27 protein-coding genes and 1 pseudogene are annotated in these 26,033 nt (G+C 48.1%); 12 read left to right on the forward strand and 16 right to left on the reverse strand.

Annotation, left to right across the window (positions count from 1 at the left end; translation table 11 throughout):
- The first annotated feature begins 68 nt into the window (after positions 1 to 68).
- From BMZ56_RS22790 to BMZ56_RS22835, 10 genes are all read left to right on the forward strand, one after another.
- Positions 69 to 641 (forward strand): RNA polymerase sigma factor, encoded by a 573-nt coding sequence (locus BMZ56_RS22790; RefSeq protein WP_090631440.1) that lies wholly within the window; start codon positions 69 to 71, stop codon positions 639 to 641.
- Positions 641 to 1,390 (forward strand): tol-pal system YbgF family protein, encoded by a 750-nt coding sequence (locus BMZ56_RS22795; protein ID WP_090631444.1) that lies wholly within the window; start codon positions 641 to 643, stop codon positions 1,388 to 1,390. The genes BMZ56_RS22790 and BMZ56_RS22795 overlap by 1 nt, the downstream gene beginning before the upstream one ends.
- The gene (locus tag BMZ56_RS22800) at positions 1,387 to 4,668 is read left to right on the forward strand and encodes a CHAT domain-containing protein (protein ID WP_090631447.1); all 3,282 of its coding nucleotides are present in this window, start codon (positions 1,387 to 1,389) and stop codon (positions 4,666 to 4,668) included. The genes BMZ56_RS22795 and BMZ56_RS22800 overlap by 4 nt, the downstream gene beginning before the upstream one ends.
- Positions 4,669 to 4,940: 272 nt before the next feature.
- On the forward strand, positions 4,941 to 5,453 hold the full coding sequence (locus tag BMZ56_RS22805; RefSeq protein ID WP_090631450.1) for an RNA polymerase sigma factor: 513 nt from the start codon (positions 4,941 to 4,943) through the stop codon (positions 5,451 to 5,453).
- 123 nt (positions 5,454 to 5,576) lie between these two features.
- The gene (locus tag BMZ56_RS22810) at positions 5,577 to 5,987 is read left to right on the forward strand and encodes a response regulator (protein ID WP_090631454.1); all 411 of its coding nucleotides are present in this window, start codon (positions 5,577 to 5,579) and stop codon (positions 5,985 to 5,987) included.
- Between the two features lie 19 nt (positions 5,988 to 6,006).
- The gene (locus BMZ56_RS22815) at positions 6,007 to 6,885 is read left to right on the forward strand and encodes an STAS domain-containing protein (protein ID WP_090631458.1); all 879 of its coding nucleotides are present in this window, start codon (positions 6,007 to 6,009) and stop codon (positions 6,883 to 6,885) included.
- A 7-nt stretch (positions 6,886 to 6,892) separates the two neighbouring features.
- Complete coding sequence (locus tag BMZ56_RS22820) at positions 6,893 to 7,300, forward strand: STAS domain-containing protein (protein ID WP_090631460.1); 408 nt, start codon at positions 6,893 to 6,895, stop codon at positions 7,298 to 7,300.
- On the forward strand, positions 7,269 to 7,694 hold the full coding sequence (locus BMZ56_RS22825) for an anti-sigma regulatory factor (protein WP_245893365.1): 426 nt from the start codon (positions 7,269 to 7,271) through the stop codon (positions 7,692 to 7,694). Before BMZ56_RS22820 ends, BMZ56_RS22825 begins: the two co-directional genes overlap by 32 nt.
- On the forward strand, positions 7,687 to 8,703 hold the full coding sequence (locus BMZ56_RS22830; protein ID WP_090631461.1) for a SpoIIE family protein phosphatase: 1,017 nt from the start codon (positions 7,687 to 7,689) through the stop codon (positions 8,701 to 8,703). The genes BMZ56_RS22825 and BMZ56_RS22830 overlap by 8 nt, the downstream gene beginning before the upstream one ends.
- The gene (locus BMZ56_RS22835) at positions 8,700 to 9,893 is read left to right on the forward strand and encodes a sensor histidine kinase (protein ID WP_090631463.1); all 1,194 of its coding nucleotides are present in this window, start codon (positions 8,700 to 8,702) and stop codon (positions 9,891 to 9,893) included. Before BMZ56_RS22830 ends, BMZ56_RS22835 begins: the two co-directional genes overlap by 4 nt.
- Before the next feature lie 22 nt (positions 9,894 to 9,915).
- Here the strand turns inward: BMZ56_RS22835 and BMZ56_RS22840 are convergent, their stop codons facing one another.
- The gene (locus tag BMZ56_RS22840; protein ID WP_177195278.1) at positions 9,916 to 10,392 is read right to left on the reverse strand and encodes a DUF4142 domain-containing protein; all 477 of its coding nucleotides are present in this window, start codon (positions 10,390 to 10,392) and stop codon (positions 9,916 to 9,918) included.
- A 266-nt stretch (positions 10,393 to 10,658) separates the two neighbouring features.
- Between BMZ56_RS22840 and BMZ56_RS22845 the strand changes: the two genes are divergently transcribed.
- Positions 10,659 to 11,759, forward strand: coding sequence for an AI-2E family transporter (locus tag BMZ56_RS22845; RefSeq protein ID WP_245893368.1), 1,101 nt, complete (start codon positions 10,659 to 10,661; stop codon positions 11,757 to 11,759).
- On the opposite strand, the gene BMZ56_RS22850 is transcribed toward BMZ56_RS22845, so the two are convergent.
- The 9 genes and pseudogenes from BMZ56_RS22850 to BMZ56_RS22885 form a co-directional block, all read right to left on the reverse strand.
- A complete protein-coding gene (locus BMZ56_RS22850) occupies positions 11,760 to 12,779 on the reverse strand; it encodes a DNA topoisomerase IB (protein ID WP_090631471.1) in 1,020 nt (339 codons plus the stop codon). It lies immediately after the preceding gene.
- Between the two features lie 31 nt (positions 12,780 to 12,810).
- Positions 12,811 to 13,011, reverse strand: coding sequence for a hypothetical protein (locus BMZ56_RS22855; protein ID WP_090631473.1), 201 nt, complete (start codon positions 13,009 to 13,011; stop codon positions 12,811 to 12,813).
- A gap of 38 nt (positions 13,012 to 13,049) precedes the next feature.
- A complete protein-coding gene (locus BMZ56_RS22860; protein ID WP_090631476.1) occupies positions 13,050 to 13,424 on the reverse strand; it encodes a response regulator in 375 nt (124 codons plus the stop codon).
- Between the two features lie 163 nt (positions 13,425 to 13,587).
- Positions 13,588 to 13,857, reverse strand: a complete 270-nt coding sequence (locus BMZ56_RS22865; RefSeq protein ID WP_090631478.1) for a hypothetical protein — start codon at positions 13,855 to 13,857, stop codon at positions 13,588 to 13,590.
- Between the two features lie 151 nt (positions 13,858 to 14,008).
- Positions 14,009 to 14,896 carry a Gfo/Idh/MocA family protein gene (locus BMZ56_RS22870; protein WP_256213862.1) on the reverse strand — a complete coding sequence of 296 codons (888 nt, stop codon included), beginning with the start codon at positions 14,894 to 14,896 and terminating at the stop codon, positions 14,009 to 14,011.
- Positions 14,882 to 15,097 (reverse strand): annotated as a pseudogene (locus tag BMZ56_RS26025) (Gfo/Idh/MocA family protein); the annotation flags it as partial. The gene BMZ56_RS22870 and the pseudogene BMZ56_RS26025, both read right to left, overlap by 15 nt.
- Positions 15,098 to 15,240: 143 nt before the next feature.
- Positions 15,241 to 15,438 carry a hypothetical protein gene (locus BMZ56_RS22875; protein WP_090631481.1) on the reverse strand — a complete coding sequence of 66 codons (198 nt, stop codon included), beginning with the start codon at positions 15,436 to 15,438 and terminating at the stop codon, positions 15,241 to 15,243.
- Complete coding sequence (locus tag BMZ56_RS22880) at positions 15,435 to 18,311, reverse strand: PVC-type heme-binding CxxCH protein (protein ID WP_090631484.1); 2,877 nt, start codon at positions 18,309 to 18,311, stop codon at positions 15,435 to 15,437. The genes BMZ56_RS22875 and BMZ56_RS22880 overlap by 4 nt, the downstream gene beginning before the upstream one ends.
- Before the next feature lie 44 nt (positions 18,312 to 18,355).
- Complete coding sequence (locus BMZ56_RS22885) at positions 18,356 to 19,234, reverse strand: sugar phosphate isomerase/epimerase family protein (protein WP_090631485.1); 879 nt, start codon at positions 19,232 to 19,234, stop codon at positions 18,356 to 18,358.
- Between the two features lie 235 nt (positions 19,235 to 19,469).
- Between BMZ56_RS22885 and BMZ56_RS22890 the strand changes: the two genes are divergently transcribed.
- Entirely contained in the window at positions 19,470 to 20,360 is an 891-nt protein-coding gene (locus tag BMZ56_RS22890) for an AraC family transcriptional regulator (protein WP_177195279.1), read from the forward strand.
- On the opposite strand, the gene BMZ56_RS22895 is transcribed toward BMZ56_RS22890, so the two are convergent.
- From BMZ56_RS22895 to BMZ56_RS22920, 6 genes are read right to left on the reverse strand one after another with little or no spacing between them, the layout of a single operon-like run.
- Positions 20,357 to 21,001 carry a 3-keto-disaccharide hydrolase gene (locus BMZ56_RS22895; protein WP_143073003.1) on the reverse strand — a complete coding sequence of 215 codons (645 nt, stop codon included), beginning with the start codon at positions 20,999 to 21,001 and terminating at the stop codon, positions 20,357 to 20,359. The two genes, BMZ56_RS22890 and BMZ56_RS22895, sit on opposite strands and share 4 nt — an antisense overlap.
- Before the next feature lie 20 nt (positions 21,002 to 21,021).
- Positions 21,022 to 21,981, reverse strand: coding sequence for a phosphotriesterase family protein (locus BMZ56_RS22900; protein ID WP_090631493.1), 960 nt, complete (start codon positions 21,979 to 21,981; stop codon positions 21,022 to 21,024).
- Between the two features lie 10 nt (positions 21,982 to 21,991).
- Complete coding sequence (locus BMZ56_RS22905; protein WP_090631496.1) at positions 21,992 to 23,365, reverse strand: FAD-dependent oxidoreductase; 1,374 nt, start codon at positions 23,363 to 23,365, stop codon at positions 21,992 to 21,994.
- A 3-nt stretch (positions 23,366 to 23,368) separates the two neighbouring features.
- Positions 23,369 to 24,175: a sugar isomerase domain-containing protein gene (locus BMZ56_RS22910; RefSeq protein ID WP_090631499.1), complete on the reverse strand. Its 807-nt coding sequence runs from the start codon at positions 24,173 to 24,175 to the stop codon at positions 23,369 to 23,371.
- 26 nt (positions 24,176 to 24,201) lie between these two features.
- A complete protein-coding gene (locus tag BMZ56_RS22915) occupies positions 24,202 to 25,143 on the reverse strand; it encodes an ROK family protein (protein WP_090631501.1) in 942 nt (313 codons plus the stop codon).
- Positions 25,144 to 25,153: 10 nt separating this feature from the next.
- On the reverse strand, positions 25,154 to 25,978 hold the full coding sequence (locus BMZ56_RS22920; RefSeq protein WP_090631503.1) for an SDR family NAD(P)-dependent oxidoreductase: 825 nt from the start codon (positions 25,976 to 25,978) through the stop codon (positions 25,154 to 25,156).
- Positions 25,979 to 26,033 lie beyond the last annotated feature (55 nt).

Genomic DNA, 26,033 nt, shown 5'->3' on the forward strand with positions numbered 1-26,033 from the left:
TATTTTTGCACAGGACCGCGAGTTTATGAGATAATACGTTAAATTAGCCGGATACTTTTGAGTATAATATGGATCAACTCGAAGCCCGGCAATTTCCAGCGCAAGTGTTTGCTCGTAAGCTGAAATCAGACGACGATAATTTATTAGCGATGTTGTACACGGATAATTATGCGCACCTGGAACGTTATGTATTGAAAAACGGCGGGACAGGAGACGAGGCGAAGGACGTCTATCAGGAAGCGTTTATCGCGGTTTGGCGCAATATCCAATTGGATCGATTTTCGCCTGCCACCGAGGCCGAGTTTGGCGCATACCTGATCCGCGTGGCAAAAAATAAGTGGATCGACGAACTGCGAAGGAATAAAAACATACGTATGGTATCGGTTGATGAAAAACATGAAGCTGATATTGTTGCTCAAAACGATGGAAACGAAACCGACACCTACATTGACGCTGTGAAAAAACAATATCGGCATCTGGGCGCGCGTTGCCGTGAGTTGCTGGGAAGGTTTTACTTTCACAAGCAAAGTTTGCGGGAGATTGCGGAGGCGTTTGATTGGACGGAACCGAGCGCGAAGAACAACAAGTACCGTTGTCTGAAGCAATTGCGCGAACTGGTGCTCGGGAAAGGAATGAAATAATGGAAAAGTTACCTCCATATGACCTGCCGGGAAATGAACTCGCTTACATCAGCGATTACTTAAACGGTGCATTGGACGCGAGTGCGCAACGGGCATTTGAGGAACGCCTGCACAGAGACCCTTTGTTTAAGCAAAAAGTAGACGAGGTACGTTGGCTGCTGGTTGGCGTACGGGAGGCCAATCTTGCCGAACAGTTGGATTCCTTTCATGCTGTATTGCCGGGCAACAAGGAGGAAGTCACCCATACGAAAGCTTTTAGGCGACAAATGACATGGCTGGCGGCCGCTATACTGGTATTTGGGATCGTCGGCGCCTGGCTATTTTGGTCGAGGCAAACACCGGAGCAACGGCTATTCAGCCAGTACTATCGGGCAGATCCGGGATTACCGACGCTGATGGGGCCATCAGACGATTATGCGTTTGAAGAGGCCATGGTTGACTACAAAACTGGAAACTTCCGGAAAGCGATAGATAAATGGCGCCCACTGTTAGCAGACGGACGGGAAAACGATACGTTGAATTATTTTATCGGCGTCGCTTATCTGGCGGCCAATGAGCCGGACTCCGCCACAATGTTTCTCGATCATGTCGTTGGCATATCGGCGTCGGCATTCCGTTCGGATGCTCACTGGTATAAGGCATTAGCCTTGCTAAAGCAGGGCCAGAGCGAGGCTGCATTAAAGGCATTGAGGCATACGGAACACCCCGCAAAAGACGCGCTGCTGCATGCCATAAAAATACTTCCATGAGACGTCGGGTATGTGTATCGCTTGGGCTTGTCATCGCACTCCTGACAATGGGGATAGCACAGGAGGCACAGGAAAAAACAACGATACAAAAACTCTTGGATGCCAATAAGATTGCCCGGGCGGACCAGTTGATCAAACAAAAAATAGCTTTTTTTACCCAACGACAGCAGACCGATTCTTTGGCAGCTTACGTTGGCTTGGTTAGCGATATTGCTGAGAAAAAGGGCGGTACGGCATTTGCAAAACAGCAGACGGAGCAACTGGTCCAGAAAATCGAGTCAATCGGGGCGTCGCCGGCCGTATTACGCGAGGCGTTTGCCAACCTGGGGGAATTCTACGGCGCAACCGGCGACAACAAGCGCGCCTACGAGGCGCATTTACGTTCGCTTTCTTTTGCTCAGCAGTCGGAAGATAAGTCCGCAGAACGGATGGCGCTTATCCAGCATAACCTTGGAGAGTATGCCCGACGCATGGCGAATCCGGACCGCGCGCGCGAACATTTCCTCACGGCAACTTCCTTGATATTGCAACAACCTCATGCCAATCAAAAGCAACTTTACCAGACGTTTATGTCGCTCGGCATATTGTCATGGTACGCCTCTAAACTGGACAGTGCCGAGTATTTTTTCAACAAATCCATCGAGGCGGTGCAGCGAATCGATGACTCACCGGTAACTAAATATTTCCGGCAGGCGCTCCTCTTGAATAATTTAGCAGGGGTTTACGGTCTTCAGGGCCGGACCGCCGAAGCAATCCGCTCCATGGAAAGCTGCATCGCATTACTGCGGGAATTTTTGTCGGTTCCGGATGATGCAGACAAGAAGAGGCAAGCGCTGACACTCCAGTTTGAGGCGATTGACAACCTTGGAGGCGCATACAAGGAACTCGGAAATTACGCCAAGGCTGAGCAACTTTTAAGCTATTCGTTTGAACAGAAAAAACAATGGCTTCAGGCAGATGACCCAGCGATTTTTATTTCGCATATTCTGCTGGGACAACTGTATTACGCAACATCGGATTACAAAAAGGCGATTGAATACCTTACCGAAGGTAGGCAGGGAATTGCCGAAACTGATGCAGATTATCTTTTTTGGGATGCAGATGCATGTTATACCCTGGCCATGATCCAAGAGAAACAGCAAGCGAACGGATTGGCGGAGACCTACTACCGGAAAGCGGATAGCTTATATGCACTGGCTTTCGGCGATACATACGACAATATTTACCTGGAATTTTTACGCAAGTATGCGTCTTTCCAGGCAAAGGTCGGTCAGTGCGAAACCGCAACGACTCTCGCTGTTAAGACACAGCGGTATGTAAACAACGCAGGCAACGAGCGATCGCTACTCTCATTTTATCAACTTCAGCATCTCGGTGAGCTGGCATTTGAATGCGGGGATTTTCAACGGGCGCATGATTATGCACACCAGGCATTAACTGAAATCAACAGATTTGTCCGACAAAGTACCACCTTGGAAGACTCCATCAAAACAGAAGGTGAAAAGGTATACCCCATACTGACCCGTGCAAGGGCGTCTTATGAACTTTCGCCGACTAAGCACGCGGAAGAGCTGCAATCGCTGCTTTGTGAGTTGAGCGACGCAACCGAAATCATTGAACGTAAAAAGCGGTTATTGACCGACCAGAAAGATATTGTTGCGCTTATTGCCAGCTATCAGGCGGTAACCGACTTCATCAAGCAGCTTCATTTTGAAATATACCTAAAAACGAACGACAGCACCCATCTCAATAAAGGGCTGAATGTCCATGAGGAGGGAATCTATTCGCGTTTGCGATCGCGCATGGATTACCAGCGTGCCATGCGATTTACCAACGTTCCCGATTCCGTGGTAGACCAAGAGAATCGGCTTAAGGAGAACATCCGGGCAAGCCTTCAGCAAAATCTTAGCAACGAGGGGGCGGTTCGCTCTTATAGGCATACCGTTGATAGTTGGCACGCATTTTTGAAAAAACTACAGCGGCAATACCCCGCATATTACCGGATGCGCTACGCGGATGAACGCATTGCCTTGCGTAGAATCGGCGAATCGGTGCCGGCAGGTGTGACCGTTATCCGGTACCTTTCGTCTGGCGAAAAGCTCTTTGCCTTCGTTGCTTCTGCTACGCAATGGGCCCTCGTACCACTTTCCAGCGATGGCTTGTCGGGATACGTGCAGACGCTACGCGATTTCGGGCAAAAGGATCAGCGGATGCTAAAAGCAGCCCATCAGCTGTATAAGGTGCTGTGGCAACCTTTGGAATCATCGATTACCGGTAGTCGGGTAATCGTAATCCCCGATGGGCTATTGCATCATGTCAGTTTCGACATGCTGGTACCTAAGCCAATTGGCAGTTTAAGAGAGTTGAAGAACACGTGCCTGTTGAACAAGTATGCCATATCTTATCACTACAGTTTATTGGCATTGGAAAACGAAGCATCCTCTTCTGGGGCTATGAAAGCCAATTTTGTGGCATTTGCCCCAATCTTTTCCGATCGCAGTAAATCAACTTATTTAGCGCATGCGCAAAAGGACTCGTTACACATGGACCGCACATATGCCAAACTGCTACCCTTGCCCTTTACTGCCAAATTGGTGCAAAAAATGCAGCGGGAATTTGGCGGCAACTTATTTATGGAAAACGAATCCACTGCCCAGGCGTTTCGTTTGAATGCAGCATACCATCGCATTATCCACATTGGCACGCATGCGGAAGCCAACAACGATTACCCCGAATATTCGCGCTTGATTTTCATGAACGACGGAACGGAAGGAGCTGAAAATTCACTTTACTTATACGATATCTACAACTGTGACCTTACTGCTAATATCGCGGTATTGGCCGCCTGTGAGACTGGTAAATCCGGCCACCTCGACGGTGAAGGTATGATATCGTTGGCTCATGCTTTTCGTTATGCAGGCAGCGAAAGTATTCTAGCCGGCCTTTGGAAGATCGACGAGCAATCAAGTACAATGATCATCCGATCATTTTACGAGAACTTGCGTGCGGGGGTACCCAAAGACGTAGCGCTTCAACGTGCAAAATTAGCGTATCTTAGTGATGCGGGAGGCCGCCTGTTTTCCCCCCGGTATTGGGCCGGACTCGCTATTCTAGGGAATGTTGATCCGGTGGTGTTCAAGCCATCGACACCTATTTGGCACTTAGTTGCGGGTGTATTCGGTATAGCATTATTCTTGGCTGGCGCTATCGTGCACAGGAAGGCAAAGCGTAATGCTTTTTCTTCGACAAGATTCAACCGGAAAAGTGATCTCAGTTAGACGGAAACCAAGCACATCCAGAAAAGCGACCGCACTTACTCTCGTTTGGCCAGTAATTCGTAAAAGGAATAAGCCGTTTACGCTTCGACGAAATCGTCGGCGGCCGCATTACAAGGCTGGCGATTTTCCATTCTTATATTTCCATATGTACTTTTTTAAAATATTTAAAACAATTTCAACCCTGTTTTGTCAACTCCAAGCCAGGTCTCCTGAACAGTGCAGCGCGAAATCTAGCGACGAAACTTTATTGCAGTAACCACATTGTCTAGCTTATGAACAAAATAGAATTCAGTAACAAGGTCGTACAAGAAATAGCTTCTCTCAACAGTTATGCGTTCCATTTTACCCGAGACAACGAAAACGCCGATGACCTGGTTCAAGACACCATGCTTAAGGCTTTTTCTTATTATAACAAATTCCGGGAAGGAACCAATTTGCAAGCTTGGCTTTATACCATATTGAAGAATACGTTCATCAATTACTATCGTAAGCAGGTCAAGACAAATGCCATAATGATCAAGACCGATACGATTTCCTCATCCGATTTATATAAGAGTTCTTTCCGAAACAGCGCTGAAGGAAAGTTCATAATGAAAGACATCGAATGTGCATTATCCAAACTTTCTGCTGAATATTACGAACCTTTTACCATGTATTTCGAAGGTTACAAATATCATGAAATTGCAGACCAGTTCCAGATTCCGATCGGTACGGTAAAAACCCGCATCCATGTTGCGAGGCAGCAGCTCAAGAAAAAGCTTAAAATATATGCCAAGAGCAAATGAAACAGCGAAGCGCCCACCGATAAGTTTGAGCAAGTCTCGGACTCTTTAGAAAATGTAAATGAAAAATAGTTATCTGAATAATTGCGTTATATTTGTTTTCGCTTTTCTTTAGGGACTTTTTGCATGAAAAAACAAATTTTGTACGTCGAGGATGACGGAGATATGTTGGAAGTGGTAGCCGAATTTATGCAGTTTGAAGATTATCATGTAATCACTGACGGCGGCAAATCCATTGACAAAAAAATAAAGCAACATGCGTTTGGACTGATTTTGTTGGATGAAAATTTAAATTGGGGATGGGGCAGCGATCTTTGCCGTGTACTGAAATCCGACGAAAAAACCGCAAACATTCCCGTGGTGCTCATCTCCGCTATCCGGAACATCGATGAAATCGCCGAGCAATGTGGCGCAGACGCGTATATTCGCAAGCCATTCGATATTTATGACGTGATTGACGTCGTCAATGAGCACTATCTGGATCCGCCAACCATTACCCAAGCTGGTCAACCGGCATCCGGCACAACAATCGACTGATTACTTTTTATCGAATTATATGGCTATTCAGATTACCAAAATCTTTAAGAAAAAAAAAGCGTCTATCCTGGAACGTTGGATGCAAAACCAATTGGCCCATGTCGGTTTGCGTGAAGATTTAATCAGCAATGACGACCTTCGTGCAGATTCGTCTGAACTCATCGTTACACTACTGGACACTCTGAATGAGAAAAACCTCGACGATCCGGACTCGAGCGACTTCGATCCGGTCGTTGAACTTCTCAACAGCCTCTCTTTATCGCGGGCCCGGCAAGGTTTCAGCCCTCGTGAAACCGGATTGTTTATCATCGGCTTGAAAGAAGTGCTCATCGGCGTGCTTCAGGAAGAAATAATTGATCACAAAGAATTAGCTGATCTAAGTTTAAAAGTCCACCGGCTTTTGGACAATTTCTCCATAAGCACCTTCGAGGCTTATATCAAGGGACGTGAGGAAGTGATCTTAAGACAGACGGATGAAATTGCAGAAATATCTACTCCGGTGATACGCGTTTGGGATGGCATATTGGCGCTTCCTATTATCGGTACGCTCGATAGCGCTCGGACACAGGTCATCATGGAGACCTTGCTTACCGAAATTGTTGAATCGGGCAGTAGTATAGCCATTCTAGATATATCTGGAGTACCCACCGTTGATTCGTTGGTTGCACAGCATCTGCTGAAAACCGTCAGCGCCACCCGACTGATGGGTGCTGAATGTATTATCAGCGGCATACGGCCCGAGATTGCCCAAACCATCGTACATCTGGGCATCGACCTCGCTACGATCATTACCAAATCTACGTTGGCAAGCGCCTTGCAACACGCTTTCAAGTCGCTTCGTCTTGAAGTGCGCCAGCAGCGTATCGATAGTGTTTTATCGCGCGTTAAACCTCAGTAGCATTGGTATGGACAAGATTCCTATTTTGAGAATGGGTCGGTTTCTACTCGTTACCATTCAGGTGGATTTATACGACAAACTAGCACTAGACTTGGAAGCCGACTTGATAAAAATGGTGGGAAAGACCAATGCACGCGGTATTTTGATTGATATTTCGGCTGTAAATATTGTCGATTCGTTTATGGGCCGTATTATCAGCAATATCGGGGCCATGGCGAAACTGGTTGATGCAGAGACCGTCGTGGTAGGTATGCAACCTGCTGTAGCCATTACCTTGGTGGAACTGGGGCTACCGTTAAGAGGTGTGTATACGGCATTGAATGTCGAAAAAGGGATGGATCTTCTGAAATCCAAGGTTCTAAGGGAAGAAGAAACAGATCCCGATGATGATTACGCCGGTGATTCTTCTGTCTAAGGACAACATGACCGTCTTGCGCGAGCAGGATGTGGTCCCCTTCCGTAACCGCGTGAAGGAGTATGCGATCAAAATCAGGATGGGTTTGGTTAATCAGACCAAACTGATTACGGCTGCAAGCGAGTTGGCTCGTAATATGCTTAAATATGCCAATGGGGGTATCGTGTCTATTGAAACCATTGCACGCGGCAGAGAGTCGGGAATACGGCTTACCTTTAAAGACGAAGGACCTGGCATTGCAGACGTCAATCTTGCCTTAAAAGACGGCTTTTCCACCGGTAAAAGTTTAGGGCTAGGATTGCCAGGGGCACGGCGTTTGGCTAGCGAATTTGAAATCAACAGCGAAATCGGCAAAGGCACTAAGGTGATGATCATTAAGTGGGCAAATGGTTGATGCTACGCATAAAAGTTTCGACGCTTCCGATCGAAGCCGTCATGCGCTGATCAAAAAAGAAGTGCAGCGGCTCGCTGTTGCATGTCAATTTGCCGATAAGCGGATAGCAGAAATTGATATCGTAGTTGCTGAAATTACCTCCAATTTTAACAAGCACGCCAAAGGCGGAGAGCTATTGATTGGTTGCTTCAAGGAAGATGGCTTGGTCTATATAGAGTTAATCGGAATCGACCAAGGTCCTGGAATGAACGATGTCCACCGGATGATGGCCGATGGCTTTTCCACAAAAAACACCTTGGGACACGGCCTGGGTAGTATCAAGAGACTGGCCGACGAGTTTGACGTTTTTTCAATGAAAGACTGGGGGACTGTCCTATTGGCGCGCTTTTTCCGCATTTATAAGCCGTTGGAAAAACGAAAAAGACGCATTCATGTTAGACCACTTATCGTGGCCAAACCCATGGAGATACGAAGCGGAGATGGTTATTATGTAGACCATTCCGACCGCTATACCAAAATCATGCTTGCCGACGGGCTGGGACATGGCGTCGAAGCGAATATTGCTATCAACCAGGCCGTCAGCGCTTTTAAGCAATGTCCGTATCAATCGCCCGTTGAAGTTATCCGTTTTATCCACCCACGGGTTCGGAAAACCCGTGGACTTGTGGCAACAGTGGTGGTAATAGATCACGATTTGAAACAGTTACGGATTGCCGGCGTTGGCAATATCTCGGCAAAACTTTTTGGAATCAGCTATTCCAAAAAGCCCCTTCCCTACAACGGTATTATCGGCCACAATATCCCTAACACCATGCACGACCAAGTGTTGGATTTACAGGTCTATCAGCAACTCATCCTTTGTTCAGACGGAATCCGTTCACGTTGGGACACCAGTCGAATGGCCACACTGACGCGTCACGACCTGAGCATCCAGGTGGCGGCAGTATATAAAGAATTCGCTCGACGCACTGATGACATGTCCGTGCTGATCGCAAAATTTACCGCATGATTGAACTTGCCACCATTACCCTTGAAAATGAGATGGATTTAATCTTGGCGTACAAGCGTTCCATTCGTACGGCTGAATTGCTGGGCCTTACCAAATCCACGCAGACTGTCTTCGCTACTGCGGTTTCTGAAGTGTGCCGGGAAGTCAATGACAAGGCCTTTGAAGGTATTGTACATTTAGGAACGATGGCAACGGGCAGTCGTTATTTTATCAGCGCACGGATAACAGGACGGGTAGACGAATTGTTTCCGAGCAATGCTATCGGTATTGAATATGCGCGAAAGCTGGTGCCCGTCTTGGAGTTTCTGCCCGACGGCGAGCGCCTTCAGATTGTCTTGAAATTAAGTATCCCCTATTCCGCACGGGTAACATCGACGAAAATTGCAGCGGTGCGTAGACAACTGAAAGATGAAGGCCCGATCAGTGCCTATGAAGAAATTAAAATCAGAAATGCGGCGTTATCTCTCCAAAAAGAGCAACAAGAATTGGCCCTACGGAGTGCGACCTATTTAAACCAGCAAAAAAACGAATTCCTTTCCGTTGCCAGCCATGAACTCAATACACCACTGACTGTATTGCGATCCTATGCGCAGATCGCCTTGCGGGAAAGCAAGGACGGCCCGCTCACAAAATACCTATCTAAAATTGAACTCCAGTCTATTAAATTAGGTGCGCTGATCAGTCAGCTATTGGACATCTCAAAGATTGAAAACGGTAAAATGACCTACGAGAAAGAGGTAACAGCAGCTTCGTCGTTCCTTGCCGGCTGCATAGAGGGAGGGCACCTGCTTTTTCCTACGCACGACTTAGTCGTGGACATCGACTGTAACTGTTATATATTGATTGATCCGATCCGTATCGAACAGGTGATTAATAATTTACTTTCAAATGCTGTAAAATATTCCGAGCCGGGACCCGTTCGCATAACTACACAGGTGGATGGACGTTTTCTGACCATTTCAGTCGCTGATGCAGGTATCGGAATGTCCGAGGATACACAAGCGCAGGTTTTCGATAAATTTTTCCGCAGTACGCACACGGCTAATACGCATCGTGGACTGGGTATCGGACTGTATATCACTTCACAGATTGTAAACGATCATGGCGGATCCATACAGATTAAAAGCGCCTTGGGCCAGGGCACAACCATGTCGGTTGTATTGCCGATAGTAGAAGCACCCGTCGAATGATCTCCATAAAGCCGGGGCTTTGCTATTGAAGTGAATATGCAGCCAACAGAGGTTGATAAACAGTACCGTATTTCATTACCGACAATTTCTTCTCCACCCATAGCCGCAACTCCTCGTCTTCCGCACCATTAAGGCCAGACGCCTGTTCGAGCAGGGCGATAGTGGCCTCGTACCACAGTATCATTTGCTTGGCAAATTCCCGATCAAACATTTCCCGGTTTAACGTTGTGAGTTCATCAAGTATACGCTGTTCGTTATCTTGCAAGTCATCTGGTATGCGCCAACCCTTCAAGGTGGCAAGTGCTGCCAATTCGGTGCACACGGCACCGTGGTCTGATGCCATCTGAATACCGCATTCCACAACACTTTTGTTTATTCCCTGTGAATAGGCCACTCCGCCCGCTTCAATCTCAAACCGATTACTACTCATCAATAACACCACAAATTCTTGGTCCTGCATCCCCTGTTGTGACCTACCTACGTCTTCGAGGCTCACCATTATTAAGCTACATGGCACCACGAGGCAAAGTAAAGTTGCTGTTCTAACCATTATGTGAATTTTTTTACATGGACTGTATCTGCTATCATGACAAACCTAACGCCCAGTTGTTTGAAAGCTCGTAAATAAGTCGGATTTTTCGGATAAAACGGTTACATACCTGACATTTACTAAACAAATAACGGAAGCAGTTGTTACCTCAATCAAGTAGATCTGACAGCGGATTGCCAAAATAAATGACAACTCACCGATAAAATCAGTAATCATTGACACCACAAGCTACTACCAAACGAGCGGCCTATTTCGTGGCCACCATCTTATTATTTATAGCAGGTATTTACGTTGCCGCCCCCTTTCTCATCCCCATCGTTCTCGCCGCCTTGCTCGCCATGTTACTCACCGGTACCGCCGAGTGGTTGGAAAAACGGGGTATCAATAAGGGGCTGGCCTCGTTCATTCCCGTTTTGGCGCTTGTGGGCATGGTGACATTGCTTTTCTTTATCCTTTCTTGGCAAGTAAGTCGATTGGCGGACGATTTCGAGGAAATGAAAAAGGGATTTATCGATAACGTTCGCGCCATCCGGGAATGGGTAAGTGACACATTGGACATTGGCATCGCGGAGCAGGAAAAAATGTTAAACGAGCAAAAAAATGGCACCACCGGCCAAGCAGACAACCTACTTCTCAGCTTTATCAATACACTCACAAACGTGGTTGTCAATACGGTGTTGATTGTCGTCTATACCTTCCTCCTCCTTTTTTACCGATCCCATTTGAAAAAGTTTGCGCTGCGTATTGTCCCCGCAGGAAAAAAGCAGAACGTCGATCGGATTATCCGTAAATCCGTAGGCGTATCCGGCCGTTACCTAACCGGCCTTTTTAGTATGATTGTTATGCTGTGGGTCATGTACAGCATCGGCTTCGGAATTGTAGGCCTGAAGGGCGCCATATTTTTTGCGATACTTTGTGGGGTGCTTGAAATTGTGCCCTTCTTTGGAAACTTCGTTGGCAACTTGATTGCTGTTTTCGCGGTGTTGGCCCAAGGTGGAGATGGATCTATGGTGCTTGGCATACTCGCCGTATACCTCATCGTTCAATTTTTACAGACATACATATTGGAACCGCTGGTGGTCGGTGAACAAGTAAATATCAATCCATTATTTACGATTATGGGATTAGCTGCGGGCGAATTGCTTTGGGGTATTGCGGGAATGGCATTGGCTATACCGGTCATTGGCATCATCAAGACCATTTGTGACAACGTACCGGAACTCGAGGCTTATGGTATGCTAATCGGCCCAGCGAATGTACGGAAGAACCGGGCTTCACTGCTGCATTTCCTGAAACGTAAAAATGAGCGAAAGTAGTTACCGAACCTCCTCGATACTACATGCCAAGAAGGCCAACAGTTGCCGTTCTGTTTCTTTTTTGGTAAGCGGACGTTTACTTCTTTTTCCGTTACGCAAATAGGGTTGCAAAGAACCATCTTTATAGGCTGTGATTATACTATCGGGAACATAGTAATGTTTGCAAACAGCCCGTGTATTGCCCAATCGATGGGATACCACGTCCAACACGGATACGATCGTGGTTTCACGTTCCTTTTCACTTTCACAACTAGCCTGTCGGCCAAATAGGCTGAATGCCCAAAATCCCGCATACCACGTACGGTAGTCTTTTGAGGAAAACTTGAGATCCGTATGCTGTTGAATATAGGCATTAATATCTGCCGCCCGCAGCCTGCACGATCTGTTCCCCTCCATACAGTATTGAAATAAGTAGGGGCCCGTCAGTCGATTTAATTCCAGTAAATGAGCGACTAATTTCACATTGCGGACCGAAATTTCCTGCTGCACCCCTTTTTTTCCACGAAACCGGAATACAGCGTCGCTTTCTGAGATATGCACATGACTTTTTTTTAAGGTGGTCAATCCGCGGCTACCATACTTGCGAAGGTATTGTTCGTTGCCGATGCGGATCAACGTTTCTTCTGTGACTTTTAGGGCGATGGCAATTGCTTTTTCTTTGGTAAGCTCTTCCACTCGCAAGTCCTTGGCGATTTGTCGCCTGATATCCGGTAGCGCATTGCCGAAGGCTACCATCCGCTTTAGCTTCTTCCGTTGCCTCTCCTTAGTCCATTCGGGATGATAAAGATATTGCTTTCTTCCTTCTTCATCTACACCTGTGGCCTGAAGATGCCCGCGCTTGCTTGGACTGATCCATACCTGTTTCCAAGCGGGCGGGATTACCAACGCCCGGAAGCGCGTCAATTTTTTATCGTCTGTTATCCGCCTTCCGTCACTGTCTGTATAATAAAATCCCCTTCCACGTCTCACACGCCGATAGCCAGGTGCCAGATCGGGCAAATATCGAAGTTTTGCGACCATCTTTTACGCCACGAGCTGCAACAATGAATTACTATACATTTTGGCGTTCGCCATCATTCAGCTGATTCTGTATCCGACTGAAAAACAGAGCCATCTTCAGATTTTCAAACATTCGGATACTCAATGCGTCATTCATAGATTCATCAAGCACAGTGTGCTCTTTTTCATCATAGGATTTTTGATACAGCCCCTGTACGGGCATAGAGACAGGTTTCAATTTCATCCTTTTCATATGGCTACTTTTTTCGTTAATGGTCTAAAAGTGATCCTTCATACGGAAAGATCATCTTTCGGGTAGTAAATATTCACTGCGTCGATCACATCGTAAATTTCAAACGGTTTACGGATATAAGCGTTTGCTCCGCAATGCTGTGCAATGTCATCAATTTCTCGAACAGCAGAAATCATGATAATGGGTATATCGGCAGTCCTTTCATCCGATCTTAGTTCCTTGCAGAGATTGCTGCCCCAACACCAGCTTAAGCCCTCATCCATAAGTATCAAACCGATATCGTTTTCTTTTAAAAGTTTATGCATGGCTTTTCCGCTGTCTGTGATTACCTCATACTCTTCATATTGCATGATTTCGGATACGATGTCGGCCATATCCGGATCATCTTCAATGTATAAAATTTTCTTTTTCATTAAGTATCTACAAACACTTGGTTAATACAGCTCATCCATTCGTGCTTTATTGTAACGGTACAATATGAATAGAACAACTGGTAAAATATAAACGATTATCGACTGAAATAAGCTTAGTCAAATTTAAAAGGAATACAAATGATTTTTATCAATGTTTGATTTTTTATTTTTTTGTTTGGCTATCGGTGCGCTTCAGGGTTGTATCTTTCTGTAACCTGTTACCTCCTCCAGGTTTTGAATCCCCCCGTTGATTGCCCGTTCCTTCCGGCACGGTATTGAGTTGTTCATCTTGGGGGTCGACACCTGCTTCATAATTCTTCTGCTTTTTTTTATCTTTTAGATCATGGCGTGCGTGAATCAACCCATCGCCTTTTTTATCGCGAAGACGGTTGCTATTGGCAGAAACTTGTGCACTTTCTTTTTTTATTGCCATCGTTGTACCTCGATTGAATGTACCCTATATAGAATATACCTTTATGTATAGTACAATCACGACAACTAAAAGTTTCATAAAACATGTTCATAAAACATAAAAAAACCCGGCCGTAGCCAGGTGATCTAAAGGTAAATGTGATTTCCGCAAATCACGTATCTCCGGTCGGCTTTTCTTGTTCAACAATATCGCCGGTTAACTTATTTTTCAAGATTACCTTCATCGTTCCATAATGTGTCCGTTCTTCTTTGATTAGGTAATACTGTTCATCGTAATCTCTGAAAAGATCATCCTTTTCAACGGAAGTTTTTCCCCGCCACACTTCCAGCATTACCGGCTCCCATTTTTTTGTCTGCGCCGATAGATAGGCGGCATCCATTATGGCATTTACGATATAGCCATCATAGAAAGTTTCCTCGGGTACGGTATCCTGATCCATCGAATCGAGCATGTCGGTAAACATGTGGCGATAGCCCAGCTCATGTACCTCATCACCTACGGGGAACAACCACCCGTTGTTGCTTTCGGCCTTCTCGGCCACATACGTATTGCCTTTACCTGAGCTGTACATTTCGAAACCCGTCCGAAGGAAATTATTAACCCACACGGTTCCCTCTGATCCCATCACCTCATCCCTCAGATCCAGTCCTCCCCGGAATGTCCAGCTTACCTCAAACTGGCTGATGGCTCCATTTTCGTAACGCACCAATCCGATGGCGTTATCTTCCGCGTCAATGGGTTTCACCTGCGTGTCTGCCCAGCACATCACTTCAAGTGGACGAATATCCTTGCCAATGTAACCGCGGCCGATTTCAATGCAATGGCACGCCAGGTCAATGATGGCCCCGCCTCCTGCCATTTCCTTGTCCCAAAACCAGTCGCTATGGGGCCCGGGATGTGCCTCACGCGATCGCGTCCACAAAATCTTTCCCAAGGCGCCTCTTCTTGCATCGGCTATCGCTTTCTGCGTTTTGGGAGTATAGAACAGATCCTCCAAATACCCGTGAAAAATACCGGCCTTTTCAACCGCGCGCAGCATTCGCAGTGCTTCGGCGGCGTTTCTGCCAAGGGGTTTGGTACAGAGAACAGCCTTCTTTGCGCGCACACATGCCTCTACGGCAGCTTCGTGCAAATGGTTGGGCAATGCTATGATCACCGCGTCCGCTTCCGGGTCGTTGACCACCTCTTCGAGAGATGAGCTATAGCGGGGAACCTCGTAATCCGCCGCCAATTTTTCGGCGCTTTCCCCCCTCCGTGCTTATACCGTACAGATTCGGTCCCTGCTTCGTAGAGACTGGATGGAATCCGCATAAAATCGGCCAATGAAGCCCGCTCCTAATAAAGCCAGTTGTGCCATAGTTTTCCTTTTTCTGATTATGTTTTCTATAAGATATCCTCAAAATCTCTTTCCAGTGAACTTGTGGCGGGAATTTCCCTGATCCAAATATTGCGGAAACTCACCTTGCTGCCATGCTCCTGTAACTCGATAGCTGCTTTGCTATGTGGTTCATAATGAGGAATGCCAATATACTGGATTGTTCCCTGAATTTCAAATGATTTAAAATCAGCATGTAATATCATAGTGTTAGCTCTTTATCGCTTAATGACAGGTACGCACTGACATCTGCCGCGTCCTGCGCTGTTATTGGTATGTAACGGGGAGGAGGCATAATACTCGTATTCAGATGCCGTTTTCCGGCCACCGCCGATGCATCGATGACATATTGTTTGCCATAGGTATCCATAACCGTTACCACCGGCCCGTCTGATAGCAGTAATCCGTAAAGTGCCGCGCCATTTTTCAGCAAAACCAAGTACGGCTCCGAACCGAACGCTACTGCGGCCGCGGGGTGGATAATTCCGTCCAATATCGTCTTCCTGTCGAACCGTGTGTGGATGTTGGTCAAATCAGGCCCGATTTCCTGACCCACCGTGCCAATTTTGTGACAAACGATGCAATTGGCTATGAATAACGTCTTTCCCTTATCGGGATCCGGCGACAGTTCCGCCACTTGATCGATGGAAAACAACGTGGTGTCGTCGGCATCAAAATAATGAGCGGTCAAGGCGTTGAAATTGCGGTCATTGTCGGCCAGCATCTGATCCGCTAACTCCGCCTTTAACGAATCCGGCAATAACCCCGCGGCGGCAAGGTCTATCAAATAAAGTTTACCCGTCTTACTTCCCGCCAGCTGTCGAGCTGCTTTCTTTTTATCCTCCGGTCCTGCGTCGTCTTTTTTAAATTGCTGATAATATGCAAGCGCTTCAGGCTGCGCTTCCAATAGCTTGTCGGTGGGCGAGTGCCAATCTTCGAGGTATGATTTCCAGTCGTTGGTTTTTCGGAACTGCAACCACCATTGTGCCGAACCTGCAACATCCTGATTGGTTGATGCGAGCAATTCGCGCATGGATGCGGCCGCCTCTCTGGTGGGGATAAAGCCAAGGGCCACGATCGCCTTTTTCCGGTCGTCTATAGCAAGCTTTTCGTTTAATGCCCGTTGTTCCAATGCAGATACCGCGTTGTCAGGATGCAGCTCCCACACAATGGCCGCGAGTGCTATCGACCAGTTTTCCGGTTCGGGATTGCCATCACGGCTCATTAATGCCGAGTAGGCCTCTCGCTCTTTGCCTTCCAGGGCAATGCCCAACGCATTTAGGTAGGCGCGGTCTTCCCCGTCGAAGCCGTCGATCAGCTTCATGATCACGGGACCGCTCTGTTCAAAGGGTACATCCCGAAGCGCCAGGGCTACCTCTCTCCTTACGGCGGGAGAAGGATCGTTTGCCAACTGATCCGCATACGTAAGCAGGTGCGCGTGGTCTGCTTGTTTCAGCGCCCGCAACGCGGTTAACCGGATCTGTGGGTCTTCATCTTCCAGTATTTCAACGGCTTTGCGAATGCCTTCCTGGCCCAGCTGAACCAACAGCCAAACGGTTCGTGCACGGTGATAGGGATTATCCGATTCCAGCAACTTCGTCAACGCAGGCAAGATTTGTGGCCCCTGTGCTTTTAGTCGCTCGAACCCTTGATTCCGCACGTTGATTGCCGGATTCAGGAAAGCCTCGATCTGACCCGAAGTCTCACTCAGATCAATTGTCGGTGTGACCAGCTTTTTACGCTTAGGTGCTATCCGGTAAATGCGCCCAAATCCGATGGAATCCATCATTTGGTGTCCGCCTACAATCGGGTCATACCAATCCGCCACGTAGATGGCCCCGTCCGTTCCGATGGCAACATCGCTTGGCCGAAACCACTTTTTCGTATTTTCATCGACGTCGTTCCATCGGTAACGTTCGTTGTCAATACCCGTAGAAGAAATGAAAGGGCTACCTGCTGAGAGGTCATACCCTGCACCCTCCGGTTTAAAAGGATATCCAAAAATTGCATTTCTTCCCGCGTCGGCACTGAGCAGCATACCGCGATAAGCTTTACCAAGTGCGTCACTTTCATTGACAACGATGCCCGTGGGTGCACCAGGGCCATAAATTTTTCCCACCGGCATGACTCCGGGGTCTTCCTGATGCCAGTGAGCGGTCTGTATGGTCTGGCCCGGTCTTCTTTCTGCTCGCCACGTGCGTATTCCTGTCCGACTGAAAAACCCCGCATTGCTCCCTTCCATGATCCAGCTGGTCCGGCAGGCATCCACTTCATCGTCGTTGTCGCTTTGCCACATGTTGCCGTATGAGTCTACCGCCACTTCATACGAATTACGGAAATTATGGCCCAGTACTTCCATCCCTGTACCGTCGGGATTGATCCGGAAGACCAGTCCTCCCGTCCATATTTTGCCGTCATCACTCTGCTGGGCCGGCATGTTTTCTTTGTTGTAGGGCGTACCGCCTGTATACACACTTCCGGCGCGAAGCGTCCATCCACTTTTATCCGTAACCACATGGGGGCCCGCATTACCCACAATAAAGTACCATTTTCCATCGGGGCCAGCCACGCCGGTATGCAAGCCGTGGTCGTGATCCAATCCGCCGAATCCGGTAAGGAACACTTCTTTATTATCCGGCTTGTCGTCGCCGTCATCATCCGTATACACAATCACGGAAGGTGAACAGGACACGATCACTTTGTTTCCTATAACCGATATACCTAGCGGGGATACAATATCCTTGTCCTGAATGAATACCTTCGAGCTGTCGGCTATGCCGTCTCCGTCTGTATCTTCCAGGATAAGTACGCGGTCACCGGCAGGATGGGAAAGATGTTTGGTGGAATCGTTATTAAAATTGCGGTAATTTACCGCTTCAGTTACCCATATCCTGCCCCGGATATCTACATCCATGTTCGTTGGATTATAAAACATCGGGGACTCGGCCCATACTGTCGCTTTGAGATCGTCTGCAACGAACAAGTTAGGTTCGGTCTGCGGCTCATTTCCGGATCGGCAAGCAGCCAAGATCCAGATTAACGAAATTCCCAGAAGGCTTACATAAATTCTATTTAGCATCGTTGAACTGTTTGTCTTGATATGATATTAAATTTGATGTTACATTAACTGAATACGGACCGGATGTATCGCGTATTCGCCAAATAGGCTTCCTTTACATCCATTCCGGCGGGTACTCCGCCTTCCAGAATCACCCATCCTTCATAACCTATTTCGTCTAGCGTATCGTATACTTTCTGGAAATCAATTTTTCCCTGCCCAAGTAAGGCGCCATTTTCCTTTGCATGAACTTCACAGATATACTTGCTGCCCAGCTGCTTCATTTCGCGGTAAATATCGTATCCCATTTCCGTGGCGTTTGCCACATCGTAATATACGCGCACATGCGTTGAGCCTATCTTATCGATGATAGCCAGCAGTTCATCAGCACTTAGCCACGATTCGATACCGAGTATGACATCGGCTTGCTCAGCGATTGGCGCGACTTTTTTTAGCCGTCTGATTACTTCCGCGATGCCCGCCTCATCTCCTTTGATATCACCCTTACTGAAAAAAGCGAGCAACACAACCCGGCATTCCATTGCTTTTGCGACATGGATACTATCACGCACCCATTCCTCGGTTTCCGGTTCGGACTTATAAGGAACGTTGTTTAACTCACCGATGGCCAGACTGGATATTTCGACGCCGTTGGCAGCAACGGCCTTCAGGTACGTTTGCTGCACATCCTTACGGCGCAGGTGCATCCCGTTTTGGACGGTTCCTAAACTCACCTGTACGCCATCCAGCCCCAGCGTGTTAGCCAATGCGAGTGCATCGACGTCGCTTTGCTTGCCGATCGACCAGTCGCATGCGCCGATACGGTACCTGCGTTTATTTCGGGCCGCAGCTGTGAGCCACGGAATATTCACCGCAGCGAGGCCCGCAAGTGCGGCCAACCCTTTCAGTAAGGTCCTTCTAGTATAGACATTGATGTTATTCATTCTCTTTCACATAACATGGCTTCCGACGGGCCGTCTTATTCAATTGGTTTATTGCAGATCAAATATAGGCAGGCCCTAAATTCCGTTTTGATACTTTTTGATCGGTTCATGCAAATATTTTGTCTTAAATCAATAATTATCGGTAAATGTGGTATTTTAGTAGTTGAAAAGGGCTTTAGCTACCGTGTGGGGCAACCCGGTAGCACCGGTTATGAAACTGAATACCAATTGTGATATGAAACCGAGGCAAGAAAAATTAATTTTGGACCCTAAGTATTCGTTTGTGCTGCAAAAGGATGTCTATCCGTATTATCCGACTCCCTGGCATTGTCATCCCGAATATGAACTGGTGCTTGTGGTAAAAAGTACGGGCAAACGGACGGTGGGAAATCATGAAGAGCCTTTTTTTGACGGGGATTTAGTACTGTTGGGCCCTAACCTGCCTCATTGCTACCAAAACGATCCTGCATATTATGAAAACAATCCCTCACTTACGGCTGAAGCCATCGTCATTCATTTCAACGAAGATTTCCTGGGAAAGGAGTTCTTCAACATTCCGGAGATGTCGCCGGTCCGGAAACTTTTCCATCGGTCGCAATGCGGTTTGAAAATCCTTGGGGAAACGCGGCAACGGGTGGCGGATATGATGCACGAAATGCTCAATTTAAACGGATACAAACGGATATTGCATCTGTTGGGCATCCTTGAGCTATTGGCCCTGAGTGAGGAAGCCGATGTGTTGGCAAGTCCGGGCTATGTACAGCAGCATGCCGTGGCCGACAACGACCGGATGACCAAAGTCCACGATTATATTATGGCAAACTTTCGCCGGAATATTGGACTCACGGATGTAGCTAAGATCGCAAACATGTCTGTCCCAACGTTTTGCCGCTTCTTCAAATCCTGCACGCAGAAAGCGTTTTCCAGCTTTCTCAATGAAATCCGGATTGGCTACGCCTGCAAATTGCTGGTAGAAGAGAATTACAACATCTCGCAGATTTGCTATGAGAGCGGGTTTAACAACATGTCCAACTTCAACCGGCAATTTAAACGGATAACGGATAAGTCCCCACTGCAATACAAGCAGGATACGCTTTCCGATGTCGCTTACCTTACCAGTGCTTAAAGGTTTAAGTCATCGGGGCTTTCCATGATCAGAATGTCCTTGAATTGGACATCCATATCCATGTTTCCATGCAGCTGCAGCCCAATCAAGCCGCTCGTTCTTCCCGGGTCATCGTGAAGCTCGGCCGTTTGATAGCCATTGAGGAAAACCGCCAGGTCGCGTCCCTTACAAACGATCACCATTTCATTCCATTCATTGGGTTTATACCACTTTTTGACATCCTCGGGCGTAGGCTGCACCACCCAGTTCCGTCCTCCGGTTTCGTATAACCCACCTGCATCTTTCTCCGGATCTATTTCTGCCTGAAGTCCATACACATGAACCGGATCGTCAACCTCTTCAACCCGGAAATACACACCGCTGTTGCCTTCAATGGCCCTGTAAACTACTCTTAACTTAAAATCGTCGTATACCCCGTCATGCAGCAAAATCCCATGAAGGGGTTCATCGGCGGAACTTTTACCGACAATGTATCCATCCACTACCTGCCAGGTTCCTCCGGGGGAAGCGTGCCAGCCGTCCAGATTTTGATGGTTGAAAAGCGGTTGCCAATTCGTAGCCGTACGGTCTCCTTGCGGGCCGCAGGAATACAAAGCCAAGAGAAAGATACTACCGGAAACGAAAATAGACAGTTTGTTCATGGTGTTTTTATTAAGTCCATTCAATGATTTGAGAATGTATAAAGTGCTGCAGGATTCCGGATAAATATCCGTTCATAATACCCGCTTAATCCCATTGATTCTAAATCCCGCTTAAACGTAGTTAACAAAAAATCAAGCCCGGGCGCTCCGCCATAGGATTTCCAGTAGCTGTGCTTGGCGGCGTCCATTCCCATGGTAATCTGGTCAGGGAAATCCTCAAGTAATGCTTCCAGCAGCCGGTAGGTCCAATTGGTTTCTTCTTTCCACCGGAAAGCACTGTCATATTCCACACGAACCCCGGTTTCGAGAAGTGCTTTATGGTAGCCAACATCTGGATAACGGTCTACATGGGAAATCACCACATGCCTTAAATCGGTGCCCAGTTTTTCAAACAGCTTTACCTGATCCATCGCATGTTTGCCTGCATTCGTGTGCGTCAGGATGGGCACACCGGTCTCCCGATGTGTATTGACCACGGCGTGGAATATCTTTTCCTGGTGCGCCGTGATGTTTTCATCTCCCGTAGCCAGCTTCACCATCCCCGCTTTATGGAGGGTGCGGTCCACATAGGGACCGTTGTAATCGTGCGCATCGATGCCCAACGTCACATCTTCCATAAAAAGCTGTGTAAGTTGATTTTCGGTATACGTATACCGCCAGTGATTGGGCGGGTAATACATTTCCAAATGGATACCGGTAGCAGCAATGATGTGTACGCCCGTATTGCGGGATACGGTTGCCATCTTGTGGATGTTCCTGCCGCAATTGGCAGGCATGGTATCTACCATCGTCCGGCCCCCGGCCGCATAAAAAGCTGACAACTCCTCGGAGATCCGTTCGGTATCGTTGAGTAGAAATAGGGGATTCTGTAACGTGGGAAAACTTTCCTCGATCACGATATGCTCATGGGAATACGTAAGTCCCATGTCTTGAGGAGCGATATCTCCCAGTACCGTCCGGACAAAAGTTTGTGCTTCCATCTGTCTATCGTTATTTGTTGTTTGCCCAACCGTTCCGGCTGGTATCCGCGATCCGTTTGGGCAGTTCAAGGATCGCCCCTAGTTCGGTCAGCCGGTCATGCAGCGCCGTTATATCCATTTCATTGGCAGCGATATCTCGCTCGAGGGTAATTGCCGCCGCCAACCCTGCCGCTTGTCCCATCGACATGGTCTGTGCCATAGACCGACAGGAAGCATGCGCATCGTGTGTAGCCGAAAAACACCGTCCTACCACCCAAGCCTGTTCACTTCCCTGCGGCACGATCGTACCGTAGGGCACACCGTACACACCGTCGTTCGGAATGTACTGCCAATACGTTTCATCTTCTCCCTGATCGCCTTTTCGGTGGTCTTCAATGGGAGCACCACACAGAAAAACACGGTCATCCGGAATAGCTCCAGCCATACAATCCGCTTTGGTGAGGCGGGCCTCTCCATACACCCGTCGCGTTTCGCGAACACCGATCTGATGGGATAAACCGATAATCTGAGCGGCTCCATACCCCGGAATTTCATTCCTGAAAAAATTTTCGTAAACAAATGCCTGCTCCCTCCCGGTTATTTCCGCACGTGTCAATTCCGCGGCATCCAATGCATGCAAATCGGATACTTTTACCGCAACGGTCGACACACATCCCTGCTGGCACATTTCGTGTACCGATCCTTCCTTTCGTGGTAATGCGTATTTACCCGATTCATAGGCCGCTTTCATCCGTTCATTCAACAGTTGCTTGCCGCCTTCTTTCTTAAACGTATCCAAATCGACATTGCTCATACGGAAGGTGGTCGTCATGCTCTGCGCGGGCTCGTTCTCACCGGCTATTTCATATCCGAAATCCGCGAGGTGGCAGAAATCGGCATCGCCGGATGCATCGATTACCCGTTTTGCCGCGACCTTACTGAAACCGCCTTTGTTCCAGAGGATACAGAGGTAGCGCTCGGCACCTTCCTTGACCACATCAACCAGTGTGGTATGCAACAGCAGGTGGATACCCGCCGCTAAAATTTTTTTATCCCATACATATTTGAGCCGTTCCGGATTGTAATTAACTCCGGTTCCGGCACCATAGGTATTGGGTCGCAGAAATATATCGCCTGTTAAAGACAATTCATCCACGATCGTGTCCGGCAATCCCGATACTACTTTTTTGGGCTCGTCTCCAGGTGTAAAGAAACCATAAAACGTGTCCAGCATCTGTGTGGATGTACCGCCGGCAAATCCATATCGCTCTACGAGCATCACCTTGTGCTTTCCCGAATGTCTTGCTGCTAGGGCCGCCAAGCATCCTGCCGAGCCTGCACCGACAACCAAAATATCGGTATGGGCGAGCAAGGGGACCTGTTGATGATTGATCAGGGTTGTCATAAGCTAACGATCAGACCATTCGTTATTCCCAGGTTCGCCTACCGATTGGTACAGGCGTGCCAACCGGTGTGCATGCTCATCGTAGGCTTTTTCGAAGAGCTCCGCCGAACGCTCGGCACCAACCGTGCTGGCTCCGCTTAAAACCGTCGGCGGATGACCGGCTTCGGTAAGTAAGCGCGCTACTTCGGCTTTAATCGCATTGATCACAATGGCTCCCCCAACCGTGGAACCCGGGGAAACCGGTGTCTCTAAATTCGGGATTTTCACCATCGCGTCGCCCATCGGTGCTCCGGAATCCAGAATCAAATCTGCAAAATCTGTGAGCTTTTTGCCATCCGATCGTTTACTTGTACTTTGCTCGGCATGCTTCTTGGTCACCAACGCCACAACCCGTATTCCTTGCTCCTTAAAACATTCCGCCATTTCAATCGGCACCACATTGCCGCCGCTGGAGGAAATAATCAAAGCTGTATCCTGCGTACGGAGGTCGAAATTGCGGAGTATCCGGGTGGCTAACCCTGACACATTTTCCAAAAACATAGCTTGCCGCTGGCCGTTAGCGCCCACCACCAGATTGTGGAACGTTAGTGAAAGCTCCACTATGGGATTAAATCCGGGAAAAGAGCCGTACCGGGGCCACATTTCTTCGGCCATGATACGGCTGTGGCCCGAACCGAATACATGCACCATACGCTCGGCCAGGATGGTTTGTGTAAACCACTCGGCGGCCTGACGGATTTCCTTCTTTTGATCTTCAACGGCCGTTACAATTTCGCGGCATTTTTCAATATAGTCCTGTATAACATCCATACCCTTGTATCATACAACGTTCAAAATTAAAACTGCAGTGTGGAATCTCCTTCTTTATACTCGCAGATTCCCGCTTTAGAAAGCGCAAATCCAGCGGCACCCACGGCACCCGCCATATCTGAATAAAACGCTTGCAAAATGGGTGTCTTCCTACCCGAATTTTTCCATTCATACACGTCTATAAAGTCTGCCAGTGGCTTGTATAGGGCGTCGCCCGTATGGGTAATACCACCTCCCAGTATAAACAAATCCGGCGAAAGCAGATTGTTTAACGAGCACAAACCTAACGCCAATTTGCGGACGGCATTCAGCCACACATAGGCAGCAAAATGATCGCCCTTTCGGTAGGCGTCAACCAGCTCGTTGGTGGAAGCAAATCGTCCAAAAGATCTTTTGAGCACGGTAGCATTTCCGATCGCATCCTCCAGGGTTCCGGGCATACCTGTGATGCCCGCGTCTTCCCGGTCAACATCCAGCGTCATGTGTCCCAAATGGCCGGCCATTTGGCCATTGCCCTGATACAACTTTCCCTCTATCAGGATTCCCCCTCCCACACCGGTTCCCAGCGTCAGCATAACCACATTTTTCAGTCCCTTTCCTACGCCAAACCTTGTCTCGGCAATCAGTGCGGCATGCGCATCGTTTAACACCCAAACTGACTGCTCTTTTAAATAATCGGCCCATATAAAATGCTCCAATCCATCCAGCCTTTCCGGCATGAGCCGGATTGCCGAATTGGCACTGTTGGGCAAACCCGGTGCTGCAATGCCGATTGTCGCTACCTTATTTCTCTTTTTCAACTCGGCCACCATTTGGTGAATGGTCTTTTTCCACCGTTGGTCACCTGGCTTTTCTTTTCCGGGATGTTCCGTCGTCTGCGTTACCTGGTGGATAATCTTTCCGGACGTATCTACCAAAACCCCCTTTATATTGGTCCCCCCTAAATCAATACCTATTGCTGTAGTCATCCTTTATCAGTTAATAATCGGTTGATTGTAGCTGGCCATCGCTCAGTGCCCACCCACCATCAACCGACAGCACCTGTCCGGTTGTGAACCGGGAGAAATCAGACATAAAGTAACACGCTGCCCCGTCGAGATCGGTGGGGTAGGCAATTCGCCCACCGTCTAGGGGTTGTTTGGTTTGGATAAAGTGCATAATCTCCGCATCCCCGGCGGCACGTTGCGCCATCGGCGTTTCCACCAGGCCCGGAGCAATCACGTTGATCCGGATGTCGTGGGCACTATAGTAGGCCGCAGCAGATCGTGAAAACCCAATGATTGCAGCTTTAGCCGCCGCATAAGCATGGGTAGCAAAATAACGGGATGCGGGGGAGTAGGCCAGCACGGATCCCATATTTAAAATACTGCCTCCTCTTTTTGCGTGTAAAAAGGCTTTGACGGCGGCTTGGTTAGACAGCATTACCGAGGTCAGGTTCAAATTCAGTGTATGCTGCCATCCCTCCAGCGTGATTTCATGCAATGGACCATCTCCCGCTTTCCGGCCACTGCCACCTGCCACGTGATAGAGCCCGTCAAAGCCCCCCCAATTCCGGATACACAGATCGATCGCTTCGGCAGCCGTATCAGCCAGGGTAGCGTCTCCGGTGAGAACAACTCCCGAATCCGCCAGTTCGTCTGCGGCGCGCTGGTTATTGACAGCATTCCTCCCTACACAAATTACCTTCGCTCCTTGGCGGATAAATGCCTTTGCGGCGGAAAAGCCAATGCCGGTCGTGCCACCGATGATGACGATCTTCTTATGTGCGAGCGGAGATTGATTACTTTCTAAATTTTCCAGCATAACAACGAATTGGTAATACTACGAATTGGTAATACTATGATTTACGCTGCAAAAA

Origin of the sequence: Parapedobacter indicus, assembly GCF_900113765.1 — a bacterium.
Lineage (GTDB): Bacteria > Bacteroidota > Bacteroidia > Sphingobacteriales > Sphingobacteriaceae > Parapedobacter > Parapedobacter indicus.